The organism is Planktothrix sp., assembly GCF_046067725.1.
In the GTDB taxonomy this organism is placed as follows: Bacteria; Cyanobacteriota; Cyanobacteriia; order Cyanobacteriales; family Microcoleaceae; genus Planktothrix.
In genome coordinates this window covers 1-14,670 of record NZ_JBJUDF010000198.1, presented here as the reverse complement: position 1 = coordinate 14,670, position 14,670 = coordinate 1, and the positions used below count along the sequence as shown (strand labels likewise).

The 14,670-nt window shown below is 40.9% G+C and carries 13 protein-coding genes; 6 read left to right on the top strand and 7 right to left on the bottom strand.

What is annotated here, in order from left to right:
* Together ACKPEB_RS12495 and ACKPEB_RS12490 are read right to left on the bottom strand one after the other, a co-directional pair.
* The coding region (locus ACKPEB_RS12495) for an AAA-like domain-containing protein (RefSeq protein ID WP_408965256.1) at positions 1-1,576 on the bottom strand (1,576 nt) is incomplete at its 3' end.
* Positions 1,577-1,616: 40 nt separating this feature from the next.
* Positions 1,617-3,251, bottom strand: a complete 1,635-nt coding sequence (locus tag ACKPEB_RS12490; RefSeq protein WP_408965255.1) for an AAA-like domain-containing protein — start codon at positions 3,249-3,251, stop codon at positions 1,617-1,619.
* Positions 3,252-3,736: 485 nt separating this feature from the next.
* Here ACKPEB_RS12490 and ACKPEB_RS12485 point away from each other — a divergent pair, with 485 nt between their 5' ends.
* Positions 3,737-4,849 carry a sodium-dependent bicarbonate transport family permease gene (locus ACKPEB_RS12485; RefSeq protein WP_408965254.1) on the top strand — a complete coding sequence of 371 codons (1,113 nt, stop codon included), beginning with the start codon at positions 3,737-3,739 and terminating at the stop codon, positions 4,847-4,849.
* 97 nt (positions 4,850-4,946) lie between these two features.
* A complete protein-coding gene (locus ACKPEB_RS12480) occupies positions 4,947-5,279 on the top strand; it encodes a P-II family nitrogen regulator (protein WP_408965253.1) in 333 nt (110 codons plus the stop codon).
* A 321-nt stretch (positions 5,280-5,600) separates the two neighbouring features.
* Here ACKPEB_RS12480 and rpmF read toward each other — a convergent pair whose 3' ends face one another.
* Together rpmF and xth are read right to left on the bottom strand one after the other, a co-directional pair.
* The gene (gene rpmF / locus ACKPEB_RS12475; protein ID WP_408965252.1) at positions 5,601-5,780 is read right to left on the bottom strand and encodes a 50S ribosomal protein L32; all 180 of its coding nucleotides are present in this window, start codon (positions 5,778-5,780) and stop codon (positions 5,601-5,603) included.
* A gap of 118 nt (positions 5,781-5,898) precedes the next feature.
* Positions 5,899-6,705 carry an exodeoxyribonuclease III gene (xth, locus tag ACKPEB_RS12470; RefSeq protein ID WP_408965251.1) on the bottom strand — a complete coding sequence of 269 codons (807 nt, stop codon included), beginning with the start codon at positions 6,703-6,705 and terminating at the stop codon, positions 5,899-5,901.
* A 95-nt stretch (positions 6,706-6,800) separates the two neighbouring features.
* Between xth and msrA the strand changes: the two genes are divergently transcribed.
* A complete protein-coding gene (gene msrA, locus ACKPEB_RS12465; RefSeq protein ID WP_408965250.1) occupies positions 6,801-7,442 on the top strand; it encodes a peptide-methionine (S)-S-oxide reductase MsrA in 642 nt (213 codons plus the stop codon).
* 67 nt (positions 7,443-7,509) lie between these two features.
* Here the strand turns inward: msrA and ACKPEB_RS12460 are convergent, their stop codons facing one another.
* Both ACKPEB_RS12460 and ACKPEB_RS12455 read right to left on the bottom strand, forming a co-directional pair.
* Positions 7,510-9,336 carry a caspase domain-containing protein gene (locus tag ACKPEB_RS12460; RefSeq protein WP_408965249.1) on the bottom strand — a complete coding sequence of 609 codons (1,827 nt, stop codon included), beginning with the start codon at positions 9,334-9,336 and terminating at the stop codon, positions 7,510-7,512.
* Positions 9,337-9,448: 112 nt separating this feature from the next.
* Positions 9,449-10,630 (bottom strand): RNA-guided endonuclease InsQ/TnpB family protein, encoded by a 1,182-nt coding sequence (locus ACKPEB_RS12455; protein ID WP_408965248.1) that lies wholly within the window; start codon positions 10,628-10,630, stop codon positions 9,449-9,451.
* A gap of 309 nt (positions 10,631-10,939) precedes the next feature.
* Between ACKPEB_RS12455 and ACKPEB_RS12450 the strand changes: the two genes are divergently transcribed.
* The gene (locus tag ACKPEB_RS12450) at positions 10,940-11,791 is read left to right on the top strand and encodes an alpha/beta fold hydrolase (RefSeq protein WP_408965247.1); all 852 of its coding nucleotides are present in this window, start codon (positions 10,940-10,942) and stop codon (positions 11,789-11,791) included.
* A 56-nt stretch (positions 11,792-11,847) separates the two neighbouring features.
* Here ACKPEB_RS12450 and ACKPEB_RS12445 read toward each other — a convergent pair whose 3' ends face one another.
* A complete protein-coding gene (locus ACKPEB_RS12445) occupies positions 11,848-12,339 on the bottom strand; it encodes a GNAT family N-acetyltransferase (protein ID WP_408965257.1) in 492 nt (163 codons plus the stop codon).
* Between the two features lie 296 nt (positions 12,340-12,635).
* Here ACKPEB_RS12445 and pheS point away from each other — a divergent pair, with 296 nt between their 5' ends.
* Together pheS and ACKPEB_RS12435 are read left to right on the top strand one after the other, a co-directional pair.
* Positions 12,636-13,637: a phenylalanine--tRNA ligase subunit alpha gene (pheS, locus tag ACKPEB_RS12440; protein WP_408965246.1), complete on the top strand. Its 1,002-nt coding sequence runs from the start codon at positions 12,636-12,638 to the stop codon at positions 13,635-13,637.
* Positions 13,638-13,675: 38 nt separating this feature from the next.
* The gene (locus ACKPEB_RS12435; RefSeq protein WP_408965245.1) at positions 13,676-14,179 is read left to right on the top strand and encodes an SH3 domain-containing protein; all 504 of its coding nucleotides are present in this window, start codon (positions 13,676-13,678) and stop codon (positions 14,177-14,179) included.
* The last annotated feature ends 491 nt before the right edge of the window (positions 14,180-14,670 follow it).

Below are 14,670 nucleotides of genomic sequence, written 5' to 3'. Positions count from 1 at the left end.
CAGAATCACCTAATTTGTTGAGTTGTTTGGCAGTGGTTAAGGCTTCTTTTAGGGCTAATAATTCTTGACCCTGACTGAAGAATTCCATCACAGAAGCAGCTTTTAACCTGATTTCTACGGTATATAATCTTAATGTTTCTTCTTTGCTTGCAATCATCAATCCAACGAAAGAAACGAAAGCAACAAAAGCAACGACACCAGAAATCAGCCCGATTAAAGTAGCTCGTTGTTTGGCTTTTGATAAAATTTCATAAGCTTTTTGTTTAGTATCTAATTCTGCTTGCATCGCCCGTTTATGTAATGCTTCACTCGCCGATAAATATTGATAATCTTCACTACTGAGATTTTTTCCCTCCGCCCATTGTTTCGCTTCTTTTAACGCTTCTCCCTGTAACAAACGAGACTCATCCTGACGTTCTGACTTTTCCCATGCAATAAAATCTTCTGAATATGGTCGTAAATCGGCTAAGGCTGTTTCTACCCACGTTAAATTAAAAACTTGGGCATAAATTTGATTATAAACCTTCAGTTTCCCTGCCTGTTTAACGACTAATCCTGATAACCTCAACATCACTTGATCGGGGTTATCTTCAGCTACAATTTCTTGCTGTTGTAAGATGTTTTGATAAATTCCTAGAAGTCGTCCCGTGTGTTGATGTCCTGCATGGAGAATTCGATCTCGAATGGTTCTTAGATGTTCCGGGGTGTCTTGTCCTTCCCAGTTATTAATCATTCGTTCTTGGACTAATTTTTCCAACCATTCCGCTTCTTGATTTAACGGGATTTTTTCCGCCGTTTCTCTAATCAGTTGACAAAGTTTTTGCGTTAAAAATGGTTGTCCTCCTGTCCAAGATAAGATGGATTTTAATAGGTTTTCAGGGTTTTCTGTTTGGGTTAGTAATCCATTAATTAAGGGTTGAGATTCTGGGAATTGAAATCCGGTTAATTCAATGGCTCGACCAATATTAAAGGGGGTTCTTTGTTTATCTTGGATTAAATCGCATGGACTGGCTACCCCTAAAATGGTAAAGGTTAATCGTTGGTATTTGGGTTGATCGACTCGCAGATTATAACAAGCTCTGATTAAGGCGAAAAAGTCTTCTATCTTAAATTTTAAACTGCGAATACTATCACTTTCATCGACAAAAATAACAATATTTTGTTGAATTTCTTCTAGTAAGATTTCATCGATAAATTTACTTAACCGTTGAACATAAGATAGTAAATGATTTTGTTTCCACCATGTATTCAGGTTAAATTTTTTATATAAATCAAAATATCCGACTAAGCAGTCAATTAACCCTGCATACCATTGTTCCGGGGTGACATCACTGGTTCCAATTAAGGTAATATCTATTACTGCACAAGCTACATCTTCTGCTTCTAATCGCTGCATGGTTTGAACTCGCAAAGAGGATTTCCCCATTTGTCTTGAGTTCAATACATAACAAAATTCTCCGGCTTTTAACGCTTGATATAATTCTTCATCAGCTTGTCGTTTTACATAAGTTGGTGCGTCCGGCGGTAGACTTCCACCCACTTGATAAAAATCTGTTAATCTTGGAGTTTCAAACATTGATTATTCCTCTAAAATTATTCAACAGTTGAGTTAACAGTTAGGGATTAATTTGATATAAATCGACAGGTTCAGGAAATCCCTTTAGCGGTTTTGATCCCATAAATTTTGCCTCTAAATGGATATGATTTTTCACAACTTCATAAACGGTTTTAGAAATACAAATACCATTCATACACGCTTGACCTTGCAGGCGTGCTGCCATATTTACACCTTCCCCTAAAACATCATTACCACTAAAAAATACATCGCCTAAATGAATCCCCATTCGATGATATAGTACCTGTTCAGAGGGTAAAGAAGCAGCAGAACGCACTAAGGTTTTTTGGATTTCTTGAGTACAGGAAACTGCTTTAACAGCACTGTTAAAATACATTAATAATCCATCTCCCATTGATTTTAAGACTTGTCCTTCATAGCGGTTACAAATGTCTCGCATGAGTTGAAAATCACGGGTTAGTGATTCTAACATTTGCGTTTGATTTGCAACCATCATTTGAGTAGAATTAACAACATCAGTAAAGACAATGGCTGCTAAAGTAATTTTAGGTTTATCAATCGGGTTAGTTGAGGACTGAGGCGGTTTTAATTCAGTAGTAATAGTTGAATTTTCGCGTAAATGTTCTCGAAAATAATCACGATAGAGACTGCAGGAGGGTTCAAGTAAATTATCCTTAATTTTAACTAATCCCATACTGCGTAATTTAAAGGCTTCTGATGCACCAATACGCATCGGTTGTTCAGAGGTAACAACTTGTTTAAAGGCTGTTAATAAAGATTCATCGGTTTCTAAATTGAGTAAATGACGACGTAAATGTTGATCATAAGGCCCTTCTTCTGTCGGTGCTAATTGAATTAATTCTTCTAAGGTTAATCGTTTCCGTGCAATTTGATATAAAGCAACGCGAATTAAATAAGGATTTCCTCCCAGTAGCACCATGAGTTGTTTAAGTTGATCCGGTTGCCAATTTAATTGATGGCGTTCAACTAAATCTTGAACTTGAGATAAATTGAGTTCGGGTAATTCAATCGCTAATCCAACGTTAAAGGGAGATTGATTAATATTAAGCGGGATATAAACTTCTTTAGAATGAGCGATCACTAATCGTAATTTTTTCCAAGCAGGCATATTTTTTCCCTGTTCATGCCACGTTCTTAAGAGGGCAAAAAAGTCGGTGGCAATTTGAGGATATTGAAAAATCTGATCAACTTCATCTAATCCTAAAACCAAAGGATTCTGAATTTCTGCGAGTAAATAACGCTGAAAATAATTGGTACTTTTTCGTTTACTTCCTAAACAATCTTCTGTCCAGTAATCGGTTAGTTTATTCTCCAGATTGAGTTCATCACTCAGACTGACACAAAACCATTGTAAAAATCGATCTAAACTACTCAAAAATTCACTATCCGCCGATTGAAAATTTAGGTAGGCGGTTCGATATCCTTGTTGATCTGCATAATCAATAATTCGAGATAATAAAGAACTTTTACCCATTTGTCGAGGAGCTTTGACTCGTATTAAAGCGCCGGATTTAGCAATAGTTTGATAACAGTCCGCTTCAATGGGAAAACGTTCAACATAAAATTTAGAATCCAGAGGAACCTGACCTTCGGGTTCTTCCAGATTCAAGAGTTGTTTTGACGAGCTTTGTGGTGGTAGAGAATCGTTGCTCACATTGCCCCCAAGTCGCTATAACTTTAAAGTGATTTTTTTAGAATAAATCATTATTGCTTATTTGTACAATTCATTTTTTTTATCTACTTAGCGGTGATCGCCACCTGCTCGGCGTACTCGATTCATCTCACGCCTGGACTTTTTTGTTGGGCTGTGGAGTGGTTTAACTTTTATAATTAAAAAAAATTATTAATTTTTAATAATTTATTAAATATATTCATATAAAGTCATCATAAGTTTGTGCAACTTCAAGGATAGACTTAAGTACATAGAATTTTGACTTTTAATAGATCTTGGTCTATGGAAGTTATGACAGGAGAGCGACACCTTCCAGTTCCATTCGGAGATTAGCCATCTCTGAACCGCCTGCCGACAGATGTTCGCGTAACACCTGTGCTATAAGGGTGCAGTGCTTCACCCCTACTTTTAAAAGCTCACTTATTACAATAGTCGCTCTTTGTTAGAGGAGGCAGAAGGAGGTATTCGTGGATTTTTTGTCCTTGTTTTTGACGGACTTCGTTAAGCAGTTGCAGTCCCCGACACTCGGCTTTTTGATTGGTGGGATGATCATTGCGGCTCTGGGTAGCGAATTGGTAATTCCAGAGTCAATTTGTACGATCATCGTCTTCATGCTGCTCACCAAAATCGGTCTGACCGGTGGCATTGCCATCCGCAATTCCAATCTGATGGATATGGTGTTACCGGCATTGTTTGCTATAGTCGTAGGGGTTCTGGTTGTATTCATCGCCCGTTATACATTAGCCAAGCTGCCCAAGGTCAGAACTGTGGATGCGATCGCCACCGGAGGTTTGTTTGGTGCGGTGAGTGGCTCCACCATGGCCGCTGCCCTAACACTACTGGAAGAAGAAAAAATCCCATACGAAGCATGGGCTGGTGCACTCTATCCCTTCATGGATATCCCCGCGCTCGTCACTGCAATTGTTGTGGCTAACATTTATCTCAACCAGAAGAAGCGTAGAGTAGAAAACGAGTATCCCAGCAAGCAGCCCGTTGCAGCAGGGGATTATCCCGATCAGCAAGAGTATCCCCGCACCCGCCAAGAGTATCTCAGCCAGCAGCAAGATCCTGCTGATAATCGAGTCAAGATCTGGCCAATCATCGAGGAAAGTCTGCGGGGGCCTGCACTATCAGCAATGTTGTTAGGTTTGGCTCTGGGACTGTTCACCCAGCCAGAAAGTGTCTATAAAAGCTTCTACGATCCCGCCTTTCGCGGCTTGCTTTCGATCTTGATGTTGGTCATGGGTATGGAAGCTTGGTCAAGAATTGGCGAACTGCGTAAGGTAGCCCAATGGTACGTCGTGTATAGTGTGCTCGCACCCTTTGTACATGGCTTGATCGCCTTTGGTCTGGGTCTGATTGCCCACTACACCATGGGATTTAGCTTGGGTGGTGTTGTCGTCTTGGCTGTCATCGCTTCCTCTAGTTCAGATATCTCAGGCCCCCCGACGTTGCGGGCTGGTATCCCTTCGGCTAATCCATCCGCTTATATAGGCGCGTCCACAGCCGTCGGTACACCAGTTGCCATCGGCTTGTGTATACCCTTCTTTATTGGGCTTGCCCAAGCGATAGGCGGCTAATTCCACAGGGGTCGCGTCCTGTTGGCGATCCCTTGACCCAGCAGATTAAGCAACTCAATATATAATATCAATTGACGTAGGTCAGGAGGTAAGTAATATGTCCAAGCGTGCCAACAAGCTGGTCATCGTCACCGAAAAGGTTCTGATCAAAAAGGTCGCCAAGATTATCGAAGAAGCCGGGGCGACCGGTTATACAGTGGTGGATACTGGCGGTAAAGGTAGTCGTAACGTGCGCTCTACGGGTAAACCTAACACTGCCGACACCGATTCTAATGTAAAGTTCGAGGTACTCACCGAAAATCGGGAGATGGCCGAGAATATTGCGGATAAGGTCGCAATCAAGTTTTTCAACGATTATGCGGGCATTATCTACATCTGTGAGGCAGAGGTACTGTACGGGAGAACTTTCTGCGGGCCAGATGGCTGTTGAATCGAAACGATGCAGACCTAGAAGGCTGGGGCATGACCCCAGCTTTTTAGCTTCTTGCAGAAGAAGCTAAAAAACGGAGTAACGAGTTCATTAAAATGCTTTGACTGATACTTTTTGAGGGGGTGGGGTAAGGACAAGCCTCACCCCAAGGTGTCGGGTTTTAGGTGTTCCCTGATTATAGCTGAAAATTTCTTAAATGGTAAAGCGAGATCTCGTAATTTATTAACTTTCCCGGTTTAAATGATAACGGCGAGGTTTTCTCACCCTAACAGTAAGACCTCCTCGCCACTATTGGTCTGTAATGTCGCACAGTCTAATTGTTTATTCTTCGTCGCCTTCTTCTTCGTCGTCGGTGGGATAGTAGAACCCTTTAGAACGACCTGTGAGAACAGACTTACCGAGGGATAACGCTTTTTCAGCTTGTAGTCTTGCTTTCCGCTTCCAAGTCGCTTTCCGCATATCGCGTCTGGACTTAGAAGTTTTCTTCTTGGGTACAGCCATGAGCCTAAATTAATGAAGATTTTGCACAAACTATTATATTACCCTATTCGCACCCTTGACTGAAGATTTTTTCCTAAAAAATTTACAACGACTCTAAAAACACGATCACTTTGATCAATCATTGAGGTTGAGGAGGTGAATCTAGGGTTAAAATAACGGGGGTATGATCACTCGGTTGTTCCCAAGCTCTAGGAGTTTTATCAATCATAGAACTGATCGCTTGTTCGTAAAGGGGTAAGGTTAAATAGTGGGTATCAATGCGCCATCCGCTATTGCGTCGAAAGGAAGCTTGGCGATAGTCCCACCAACTAAACTGTCCCCCCTCTGAGGTAAATTTGCGAAAAGCATCTTTAAAGCCTAAGTCTAATACCGATTGTAAAGCTTGACGTTCTGCATCACTCGCCATAATATGCGTTTCTCTATTTTTCGGGTTATGAATATCAAGATCTTCTAAAGCAATATTAAAATCTCCACAAATACATAAATTAGGAGTTTGTGTTAACAATAATTTTAAATAATCCTTGAGAAAAGTTAACCAGTTTAATTTATATTGATATTTATCACTCTCTAAACTAGAACCATTAGGAACGTATAAATTAACAATAGCAACATGATTAATGATTCCGGTTAAAACTCGTTTTTGTTGATCAAAATCTTGAGCTTGTTGAGTATTTAAAATTCCTGAAAACCCAAAATAAATGGATTCTAAGGGATTTTTGCTGAACATAGCCACTCCATTATAAGCTTTTTGACCATAAATATAAACGTGATAACCTAGGTCTTCAAAAACAGCACGGGGAAAATCTTGATCAATTACTTTAGTTTCCTGCAAACATAAAATATCAACAGGATTTGTTTGTAACCATTGTACAATATGATCTTTTCGGGTTCTAATTGAATTAACATTCCAGGTTGCTATTTTCATTTCTCAGTCCTGAGTTGATGGGTGGTTATCTCTATTCTAATTAATGATGCTAATATTAAGATATGTAAAGTTATTCTTCACAAATCGATTTAACCATGTACATCTTTGGACTGGGTAAAAAGCTGAAAATGCCTTCCGCCTCCGATGCCTTACCCGGACGGACGGAAGCGATGCCTGTACCCGATAAACATTACGTGAATGGCAACCCCCTCAAACCTCCCTTTCCCGCAGGTTTAGAAATGGCAATGTTTGGAATGGGGTGTTTTTGGGGTGCAGAACGTCGGTTTTGGCAACAGGACGGGGTGTTTAGTACCTCCGTTGGTTATGCAGCCGGACTGACGCCTAACCCCACCTATGAAGAAGTGTGTAGCGGGTTAACCGGACATAACGAAGTGGTGAGAGTCGTTTATGATCCCAAAATTATTAGTTATGAACAATTGCTGAAAGTGTTCTGGGAAAGCCATGATCCGACCCAAGGAATGCGTCAGGGTAACGATGTCGGAACCCAATATCGTTCAGGAATTTATGTTTATTCCGACTCACAACGTCAACAAGCCGAAGCTTTACGGGATGTTTATCAAAGCTCACTAAAACAAGCAGGTTATGGAACTATCACAACGGAAATTCTGGAAGCACCGGAATTTTATTACGCTGAAAGTTATCATCAACAATATTTAGCCAAAAATCCGAATGGCTATTGTGGTTTAGGCGGAACCAAGGTTAAACTTCCAGAATAAGCGCGTCAGTTGTTAACAATTCATGGTTGACGGTTAACGATTAATTGTTAACTGTCAACCCCTAGAATTATTTTTTCTGAACTTTCGTTTTCCATTCAGCGATCGCTTTTTGAGCAGCATCGTGGGTTGGTGAATTTTTAGGAACTAATTGAGCCGCTTCAATGGCAATACTATATTGTTTTTTCTGAGCACGAGATTGAGCAATCGCTAAGATTTCATTTGACCATTGATTAATCAATTTTTGAGCTTCAGCATATCCAGGTTGATCAGCCGGAATTTGTTCAACTTTACCAATGGCATCACTATAAGTTGAAGCCTGACCCGGTTTAATTAAAGCTTTAGCTTCACTCACAATGGCTTGATTATTTTTGACAACTGCTAATTGAGCTTCCCACTCTTTCAGCTTTTCTTGTCCCTGTTGATAAATTGTCGGATTCGCATTCGGAATCAATTTAACCGCATCAACAGCACCCTGTAAATTTTGACTTTGAGCCCGTCCTTCGGCAATATCAAGAATAATTTGACTCCATTGTTCAATATTTGCTTGTGCCTGTTTAAATTGAGGATCACCATCAGGAATTTGTGCCGCTAACGCAATGGCTTTGCTAAAACCCGAAGCTGAAGTATCTTTTAACAAGACTTTAGATTGTCCCATTAATTCTTCAGCCGTAGCAGGGGTTTTAGGTGTCGTTGTCGTTCCCGTTTCAGGGGATGTTGCAGAAGGTTTTTCCTTCGTCACTACTGTGGGATTGGTGGTAGAAGATTTAGCTGTTTTTTCACCTAAAAAGATGGGTTTATTGGTGAGAAAAACACCCAGTAATAAAACCAGTGCCGTTGCTCCACTCCAAAGAATTAGCCGTTGTAAAAATGAACTATCTGACATAGTATCCTCTGTTGAATTAGCAGGAATTTGGGGTGCGGGTTGCTGTACAGAAGGGGCAAAATTCGAGGATAAATCCTCGGTTAAAGGTTCATTTTTTTCTGTAGATTTATGGGTTTGAGTTTCTGAATCTTCCATTTTTTGATAAGAAGAAGCTGATAATTTCAAAGGATCTTCGGTTAAAGGAGCAGTACCATTTTTGTAAGGTTCTACAGTCGGCATATTCATTTCCTTCATAGCATTGGAAAGGCTAACACTCGCTACCTGACGGCTTTCAGCAGGTAAAATCACCTGTTGGAGTTTAGTGGCTGGATAAACAGCAAAGACAGGTTTTTGTCTCGGTCTTAAATGTTGTTCGGTCAGTTCGGGTAAACGTTCTCCGAGGAAATGGATTAATTGGTCTAATGTGGAACATTCTCCCGCTTTTAATCCTTCTAATAGCGCCGCAGTAAAAAATCCTTGCCGCAAAGCCGAGGTTTCCCGTGATAACTGTTCTCGGCGACAAGATAAAATAGTCGGGATTTCCAATTGGCGGGCGAGTTCAACCGTTTGGACTCCCACACTTTCCCCAGCGTGTGCTCCCTGACTGCGATTAATATCCAACAATACTAAAATTTTATCCGTTGGTGCTGCCTTGAGATAGTCATACAAGGTTTGAACTGAAATCCCCGTTGTTTCTAACTGAGCCGGGTTACCATCGATGGGAAGTAAGTAATCTTTTCCGTCTTGACTAAACCCATAGCCACTAAAGAAAAACCAGAGAACATCTTCACGACTGAGTTGCTCTTTGCATAAGGATTCTACCCACTCTAAAATATTTTCTTGATTAGGAGTGGTGGACATCCCTAAGACCTGGGGTGAGTGTTCCGTGAGTAATAAACTCTTCTCTTGAGGAAATCCAGCCGTATTGACCAAAAATTCATAGATCGCTTCTGCATCCTTTTGAGCATAATTTAACGGTTGCAGGTATTGATATTGATTAATGCCAATGGCAATACAAACATGATGTTTCATAAAATTTACCGAAAAACCACATCCCCTTGTGGGTGGAGCAATTAACGATTTATGCCCCATCAATTTTGATTGACACTCTCAGGTCTGAAGACGCTGAGATTCTAACTTCAACCTAGATACGTGCTGCGACCAGGGTTTCCCCAAGAAGAGTAGAGGTTTCTAGTCCATTAGCGTTACTTTGGGGATGCCCTCCCCTAGCTTGTTTTGCAAGATTGAGAATGTTTTTTGCAGCATTTGTATCTCTATGTAGTTCGCATCCACAATTACAAATATGGGTGTGAGTTGATAGAGATTTTTTAACAATTGCCCCACAATTAGAACATCTCTGTGAGGTGAAATGGGGTGCAACTGGTATTGCTAATTTATCGAATTTAGCTGCAAAATATTCTATCCATTCTCTAAACAAATACCAACTAGCATCACTAATTGATTGAGCTAAACAATGGTTTTTAACTAAATTTCTAACACTTAAATCTTCGTAGGCTACTAAGTCGTTAGACTTGCATACGTTACTCGCTAGTCTTTTAGCGTGTTCATTCCGTTGCCGACTTACTTTTAAATGTTTTTTAGCGTAAATTTTTCTAGCTCTCCGTCTACTCGATGAACCCTTAACCTTTTTGTAGATTTGTCTCTGAGATTTTTTAATAGACGTTTCCGCCTTTCTCAGAAACTTAGGATTTGGTTCTTGATGTCCATTAGAGTCTGTGTAAAATGACTCAATGCCAACATCAATTCCAATTTCATTTCCCGTTTTCGGTTGAACATCGGTAATGGTAATACCAAGACAAAACTGGCAGTAATAACCGTCAGCACGACGAATTAATCGCACCCGTTTGATGTCTTTAAGATTGTAGGTATGGATATCCCATTTCCCCTGTAATTTAAGTTTGCCAATCCCGTTTTTGTCGGTAAAGGTAACTTGCCTTTTAGTTGGGTGTAACTTCCATCCTGTTGTTTTATATTCAACGGAACGGCAGTCTTTTTGAAATTTTGGATATCCTTTTTTACCAGAAATCTTTTTCTTACAATTGTCGTAAAAACGACTAATGGCAATCCATCCCCGCTCGGCTGCGGATTGAACTGCCATTGAATTTAGGTCATTAACGAAAGAGAATTCTTTTCTGAGAGTCGTTGAATATCGGTTTAAGGCAAACTTGTCGATTTTCAACTCTCTGGAATGATCTATCCAGTATCTAATCGCTTTATTGCGAATGAATTGAGTTGTACGAATTGCTTGAGCAATCGCTTTGTATTGCTCAAGCTTGCCTTTGACTTTGTATTCTAAAACTATCATGAAATTCTCCTGCTTTCGACCTGTTTTTATATTAATATAAATCAGGAAAATATTCGCGGGGAATTTATTCCCCTGAGTCGTTTTTCATCTCAGGTCTGTTGGCGTAGCCTGCCGTAAGGCATAGACACGCTCGTTTTCAACCTCCCACCTGGGTCTTATAAAGTTATTAATAGGAAACTGTTGATCCTTGACAGTTGGCGGTTCAAAATCAACCAGCAAGGGAGTGTCAACTCCTACACCTGACACCCCTTGATGACGGATGAGTGATCACGGATTCCTGAAAAATACATTTCAGGATACGATAGGAATATGGCTATGATCGATATCCAGGGAGTTAAACACACTTACGAATTGACGTCGCCCACCCCTTCGGGTGACGTCCTGGTTTTTATTCATGGTTGGTTGCTTAGTCGTCATTATTGGCAACCGGTCATCGACCTGCTATCCCCTCAATATCAATGTTTATCCTATGATTTACGGGGGTTTGGAGATTCTCAACTGTTGCAGGGAAACCCCTCACGACTAGCGGTATATACCCCCATTTCCTATGCGGAAGATTTAGCGATTTTATTGGACACGCTTAACCTCAAAAATGCTTGGTTGGTTGGTCATTCTCTGGGGGGAACTATTGCCCTTGTAGGCGCCGATCAACTACCTGAACAAGTGAAAGGGGTGATATGTGTCAATGCTGGGGGAGGAATTTACTTAAAAGAAGAATTTGAGAAATTTCGATCTGTGGGTGAACAACTGGTTAAATTTCGTCCCCGATGGTTATGTTATTTACCGTTATTGGATTTAGTTTTTACTCGTGCTCAAGTGGCTTGTCCCATTCAACAACGGTGGGGACGACAACGGTTAATTGATTTTGTCATCGCCCATCCTGAAGCTGCATTAGGTGCTTTATTAGATTCTACGACGGAAGCGGAAGTCCATCGTTTACCGCAGGTGGTATCTCGACTGCAACAACCCGTTTATTTTTTGGCGGGACTGCAAGATGTAATTATGGAACCCCAATATGTTCGTCATTTAGCCAGTTTTCATTGGTTATTTCGTCAAGGAGATAACAATGTGATTGAAATTTCCAACTGTGGACATTTAGCAATGGTTGAACAAACCCATACCGTTGTTGATCATATCAAAACGATTTTAAATCAACATTGATCATCAAATAGGGGTTAAATCATGATAGAATAGCGAAGAGCAATTTTTTCCCTGATCTAATCGATATGCCGTCCCATAATCACTAAATCTCGTTCAATCCCATCTAAATCGGCAACTTTAGGCAAATAACCCCATTGTTTAAACTCAAAGGTTTCAAATAATTTTAAACTCGGTTGATTATGAGCAAAAATTAAGGCAACTAACGCTTTTAATCCCAACTCAGGACTGCGATCAATAACTTCAGTTAAAAGGTTTTTGCCAATACCCTGACCTTGATAATCAGGATGAATATAAATGCTAAGTTCTGCGGTGCGATGATAGGCCGGACGACCATTGAACATCTGAAAACTTAACCATCCAACAATTTGATCATCTAATTCCACGACCCACACCGGACGAGTTTGGGCTTTGTGTTCCTGATACCAAGGAATGCGACTTTCTACAGAGATCGGTTCTAAATCCGCCGTTGCCATTCGCCCCGGAACAGCGGCGTTATAAATCTCTACAATTGTGGGTAAGTCCGTTTCCACTGCATCCCGAATCTGCATATACATCCTAACAATGGTTTGGCTCATGATTCCCCCTACTGCCCATAAGATTAAAAAATCTAGTGTAGTCGAGTCAGAATCTAGTGTTCAAGATGGGTTCGGTACAAAAAATATCACCCTTTTTTGATAAGGATGGGAATCTTTAACCTCAGTCAGTCCCACCTGTGAACAGGTTGTGATCTTGAGTATTTTCAACCCAAGGTTAATCCGTGAAGGGTAGCAAATTACGTTACACTCAGCAAAGGCAGGACAATACTATTCCCCTACCCGTCGCGCTCTATTCTTGATCCGAATCTATGGCAACTCAACTTAGTGAATTAGAAACTCAATTAGAAAGCTTACGCACTCAAGGAACAACGGAGATCGCAGCCTGTCAAACCTTGGATGAATTAGAACAATTACGAATTAACTATTTAGGCAAAAAAGGCAAAGTTTCTATTGTACTAGGAGCAATGGGAAAACTTGACCCCAGTGAACGTCCTCGCATTGGAGCTTTAGCCAATGAAGTTAAAAAAGCCTTAGAAACCGGTTTAGAGGAAAAACGCACCGCCTTACAACGCGCTCAACTCGAAGCTCAACTTCAGTCGGAAACCCTGGATGTAACTATGCCAGGAGTGTATCATTCCCAAGGTCGAATTCATCCCCTCAATGGCATTATTGATCGAGCGTTAGATATTTTTGTGGGGTTGGGGTATACCGTTGCCTCTGGCCCGGAAATGGAAACAGACTATTACAATTTTGAAGCGTTAAATACGCCACCGGATCACCCTGCACGGGATATGCAGGATACGTTTTATTTACCCGATGGCAATTTATTGAGAACCCATACCTCATCGGTACAAATTCGCTACATGGAACAACATCAACCCCCCATCCGCATTGTCGCACCGGGTCGGGTTTATCGTCGCGATACCGTTGATGCGACCCATGCGGCGGTGTTCCATCAAATTGAACTTTTAGCGATTGAAGAAGGCTTACGGTTTACGGATTTAAAAGGAACTATTAAAGAGTTTCTCCGACAAATGTTTGGGGATTTACCCGTGCGTTTCCGGGCGAGTTATTTCCCCTTTACTGAACCCTCCGCCGAAGTCGATTTACAATGGCAAGGCAAATGGTTGGAAGTGTTAGGATGTGGCATGGTTGACCCCAATGTTTTAAAAGCAGTGGGTTATGACCCAGAAAAATATACGGGATTTGCGGCGGGTTTTGGTGTCGAACGATTTGCGATGGTACTCCATCAAATTGATGATATTCGACGGGTTTATGCCAGCGATTTACGCTTTTTACGTCAGTTTTAATTAACAAATGGTGTGGGATTAAATGAGGAGTGAAATTCATGAATAATTTTCGATTAAGGAGTCAATCTTTTCGAGTTTTGGCATTCGTTGTTTTAGCGGTCATGGGAAGTCAATTACCCACCTTAGCTAATATTCAAACGAAACCGTCAACCGCGAATTCAGACAGCCAAATGGCCCAAAGTCGTTCTAGTTTATGTCGTCGTATTGGTGAACCCCAGGGGTTAGCCGTTCATGCTCGACCGACTCCAAATTCCCCGGTAGTGGGTGGTGTCGGGTTTAAAACTGAAGTAACTGTAGTGGATACGAAAGGTACTCGTGGCCCTGATGGTCGGACTTGGATTGAAATTACTGCACCTGTAAAGGGTTATATTTCTAATGGCTTTCCTGATGAAACGGGAAATTTATTAGACTGTGAAAATCAATCTGAAAATCCTAAACCAACACCCGTTAGTCTTTGTCGTCAAGTAGATTTATATGCTGCACCTAGAGGGGTTGTTGTGCGGGAAAACCGTCTCGATTTTCCGAACGAGTTGGGGGTGTAGCATCAGGAGCCCGTGTCAGATTAGTTGAGAATTATAAATTAATTCCTGATACCAATGGCGAAAAACGAGATTGGGTAGAAATTAGTGAACCTTTCGAGGGATATATTTCGGCGAATACGTTAATTATGTGTCGAAGATAGGGAGCAGGGGGAGTGGGGGGAGTTATTTTGAGAGCACCTGTAAGGGCGAGGAGACCTCGCCCCTACATGGGAAATTTATTTTAAGGATTTTGGATTCTAGGATTAAAGTCGAGCGAAATGTAGGTTAAAAAGAAATTTTTCTTCACATAAAAACATGGGAAGGTTAGAAGCCTCGTCTATGAGCGAGCGAGGAGGAAAACCGACCCAAGCGGTTTTAACCGCCTGGTTTCTTTTAGAATCCATAAGAATAACCATCCTTTTTGTGAATTGATTGACAATATTTATGGCTAATTCCTGCTACTCTACCGTTTTGTGTGGCAATATCAAAACTGCCAGATGCACGGCAAAGAA

Excerpts from the sequence above, each read along its gene's own strand:
- ACKPEB_RS12480 (WP_408965253.1), top strand. The coding sequence starts at position 4,947 with ATGTCCAAGCGTGCCAACAAGCTGGTCATCGTCACCGAAAAGGTTCTG.
- rpmF (WP_408965252.1), bottom strand. The coding sequence starts at position 5,780 with ATGGCTGTACCCAAGAAGAAAACTTCTAAGTCCAGACGCGATATGCGG.
- xth (WP_408965251.1), bottom strand. The coding sequence starts at position 6,705 with ATGAAAATAGCAACCTGGAATGTTAATTCAATTAGAACCCGAAAAGAT.
- msrA (WP_408965250.1), top strand. The coding sequence starts at position 6,801 with ATGTACATCTTTGGACTGGGTAAAAAGCTGAAAATGCCTTCCGCCTCC.
- ACKPEB_RS12460 (WP_408965249.1), bottom strand. The coding sequence starts at position 9,336 with ATGAAACATCATGTTTGTATTGCCATTGGCATTAATCAATATCAATAC.
- ACKPEB_RS12455 (WP_408965248.1), bottom strand. The coding sequence starts at position 10,630 with ATGATAGTTTTAGAATACAAAGTCAAAGGCAAGCTTGAGCAATACAAA.
- ACKPEB_RS12450 (WP_408965247.1), top strand. The coding sequence starts at position 10,940 with ATGGCTATGATCGATATCCAGGGAGTTAAACACACTTACGAATTGACG.
- ACKPEB_RS12445 (WP_408965257.1), bottom strand. The coding sequence starts at position 12,339 with ATGCAGATTCGGGATGCAGTGGAAACGGACTTACCCACAATTGTAGAG.
- pheS (WP_408965246.1), top strand. The coding sequence starts at position 12,636 with ATGGCAACTCAACTTAGTGAATTAGAAACTCAATTAGAAAGCTTACGC.
- ACKPEB_RS12435 (WP_408965245.1), top strand. The coding sequence starts at position 13,676 with ATGAATAATTTTCGATTAAGGAGTCAATCTTTTCGAGTTTTGGCATTC.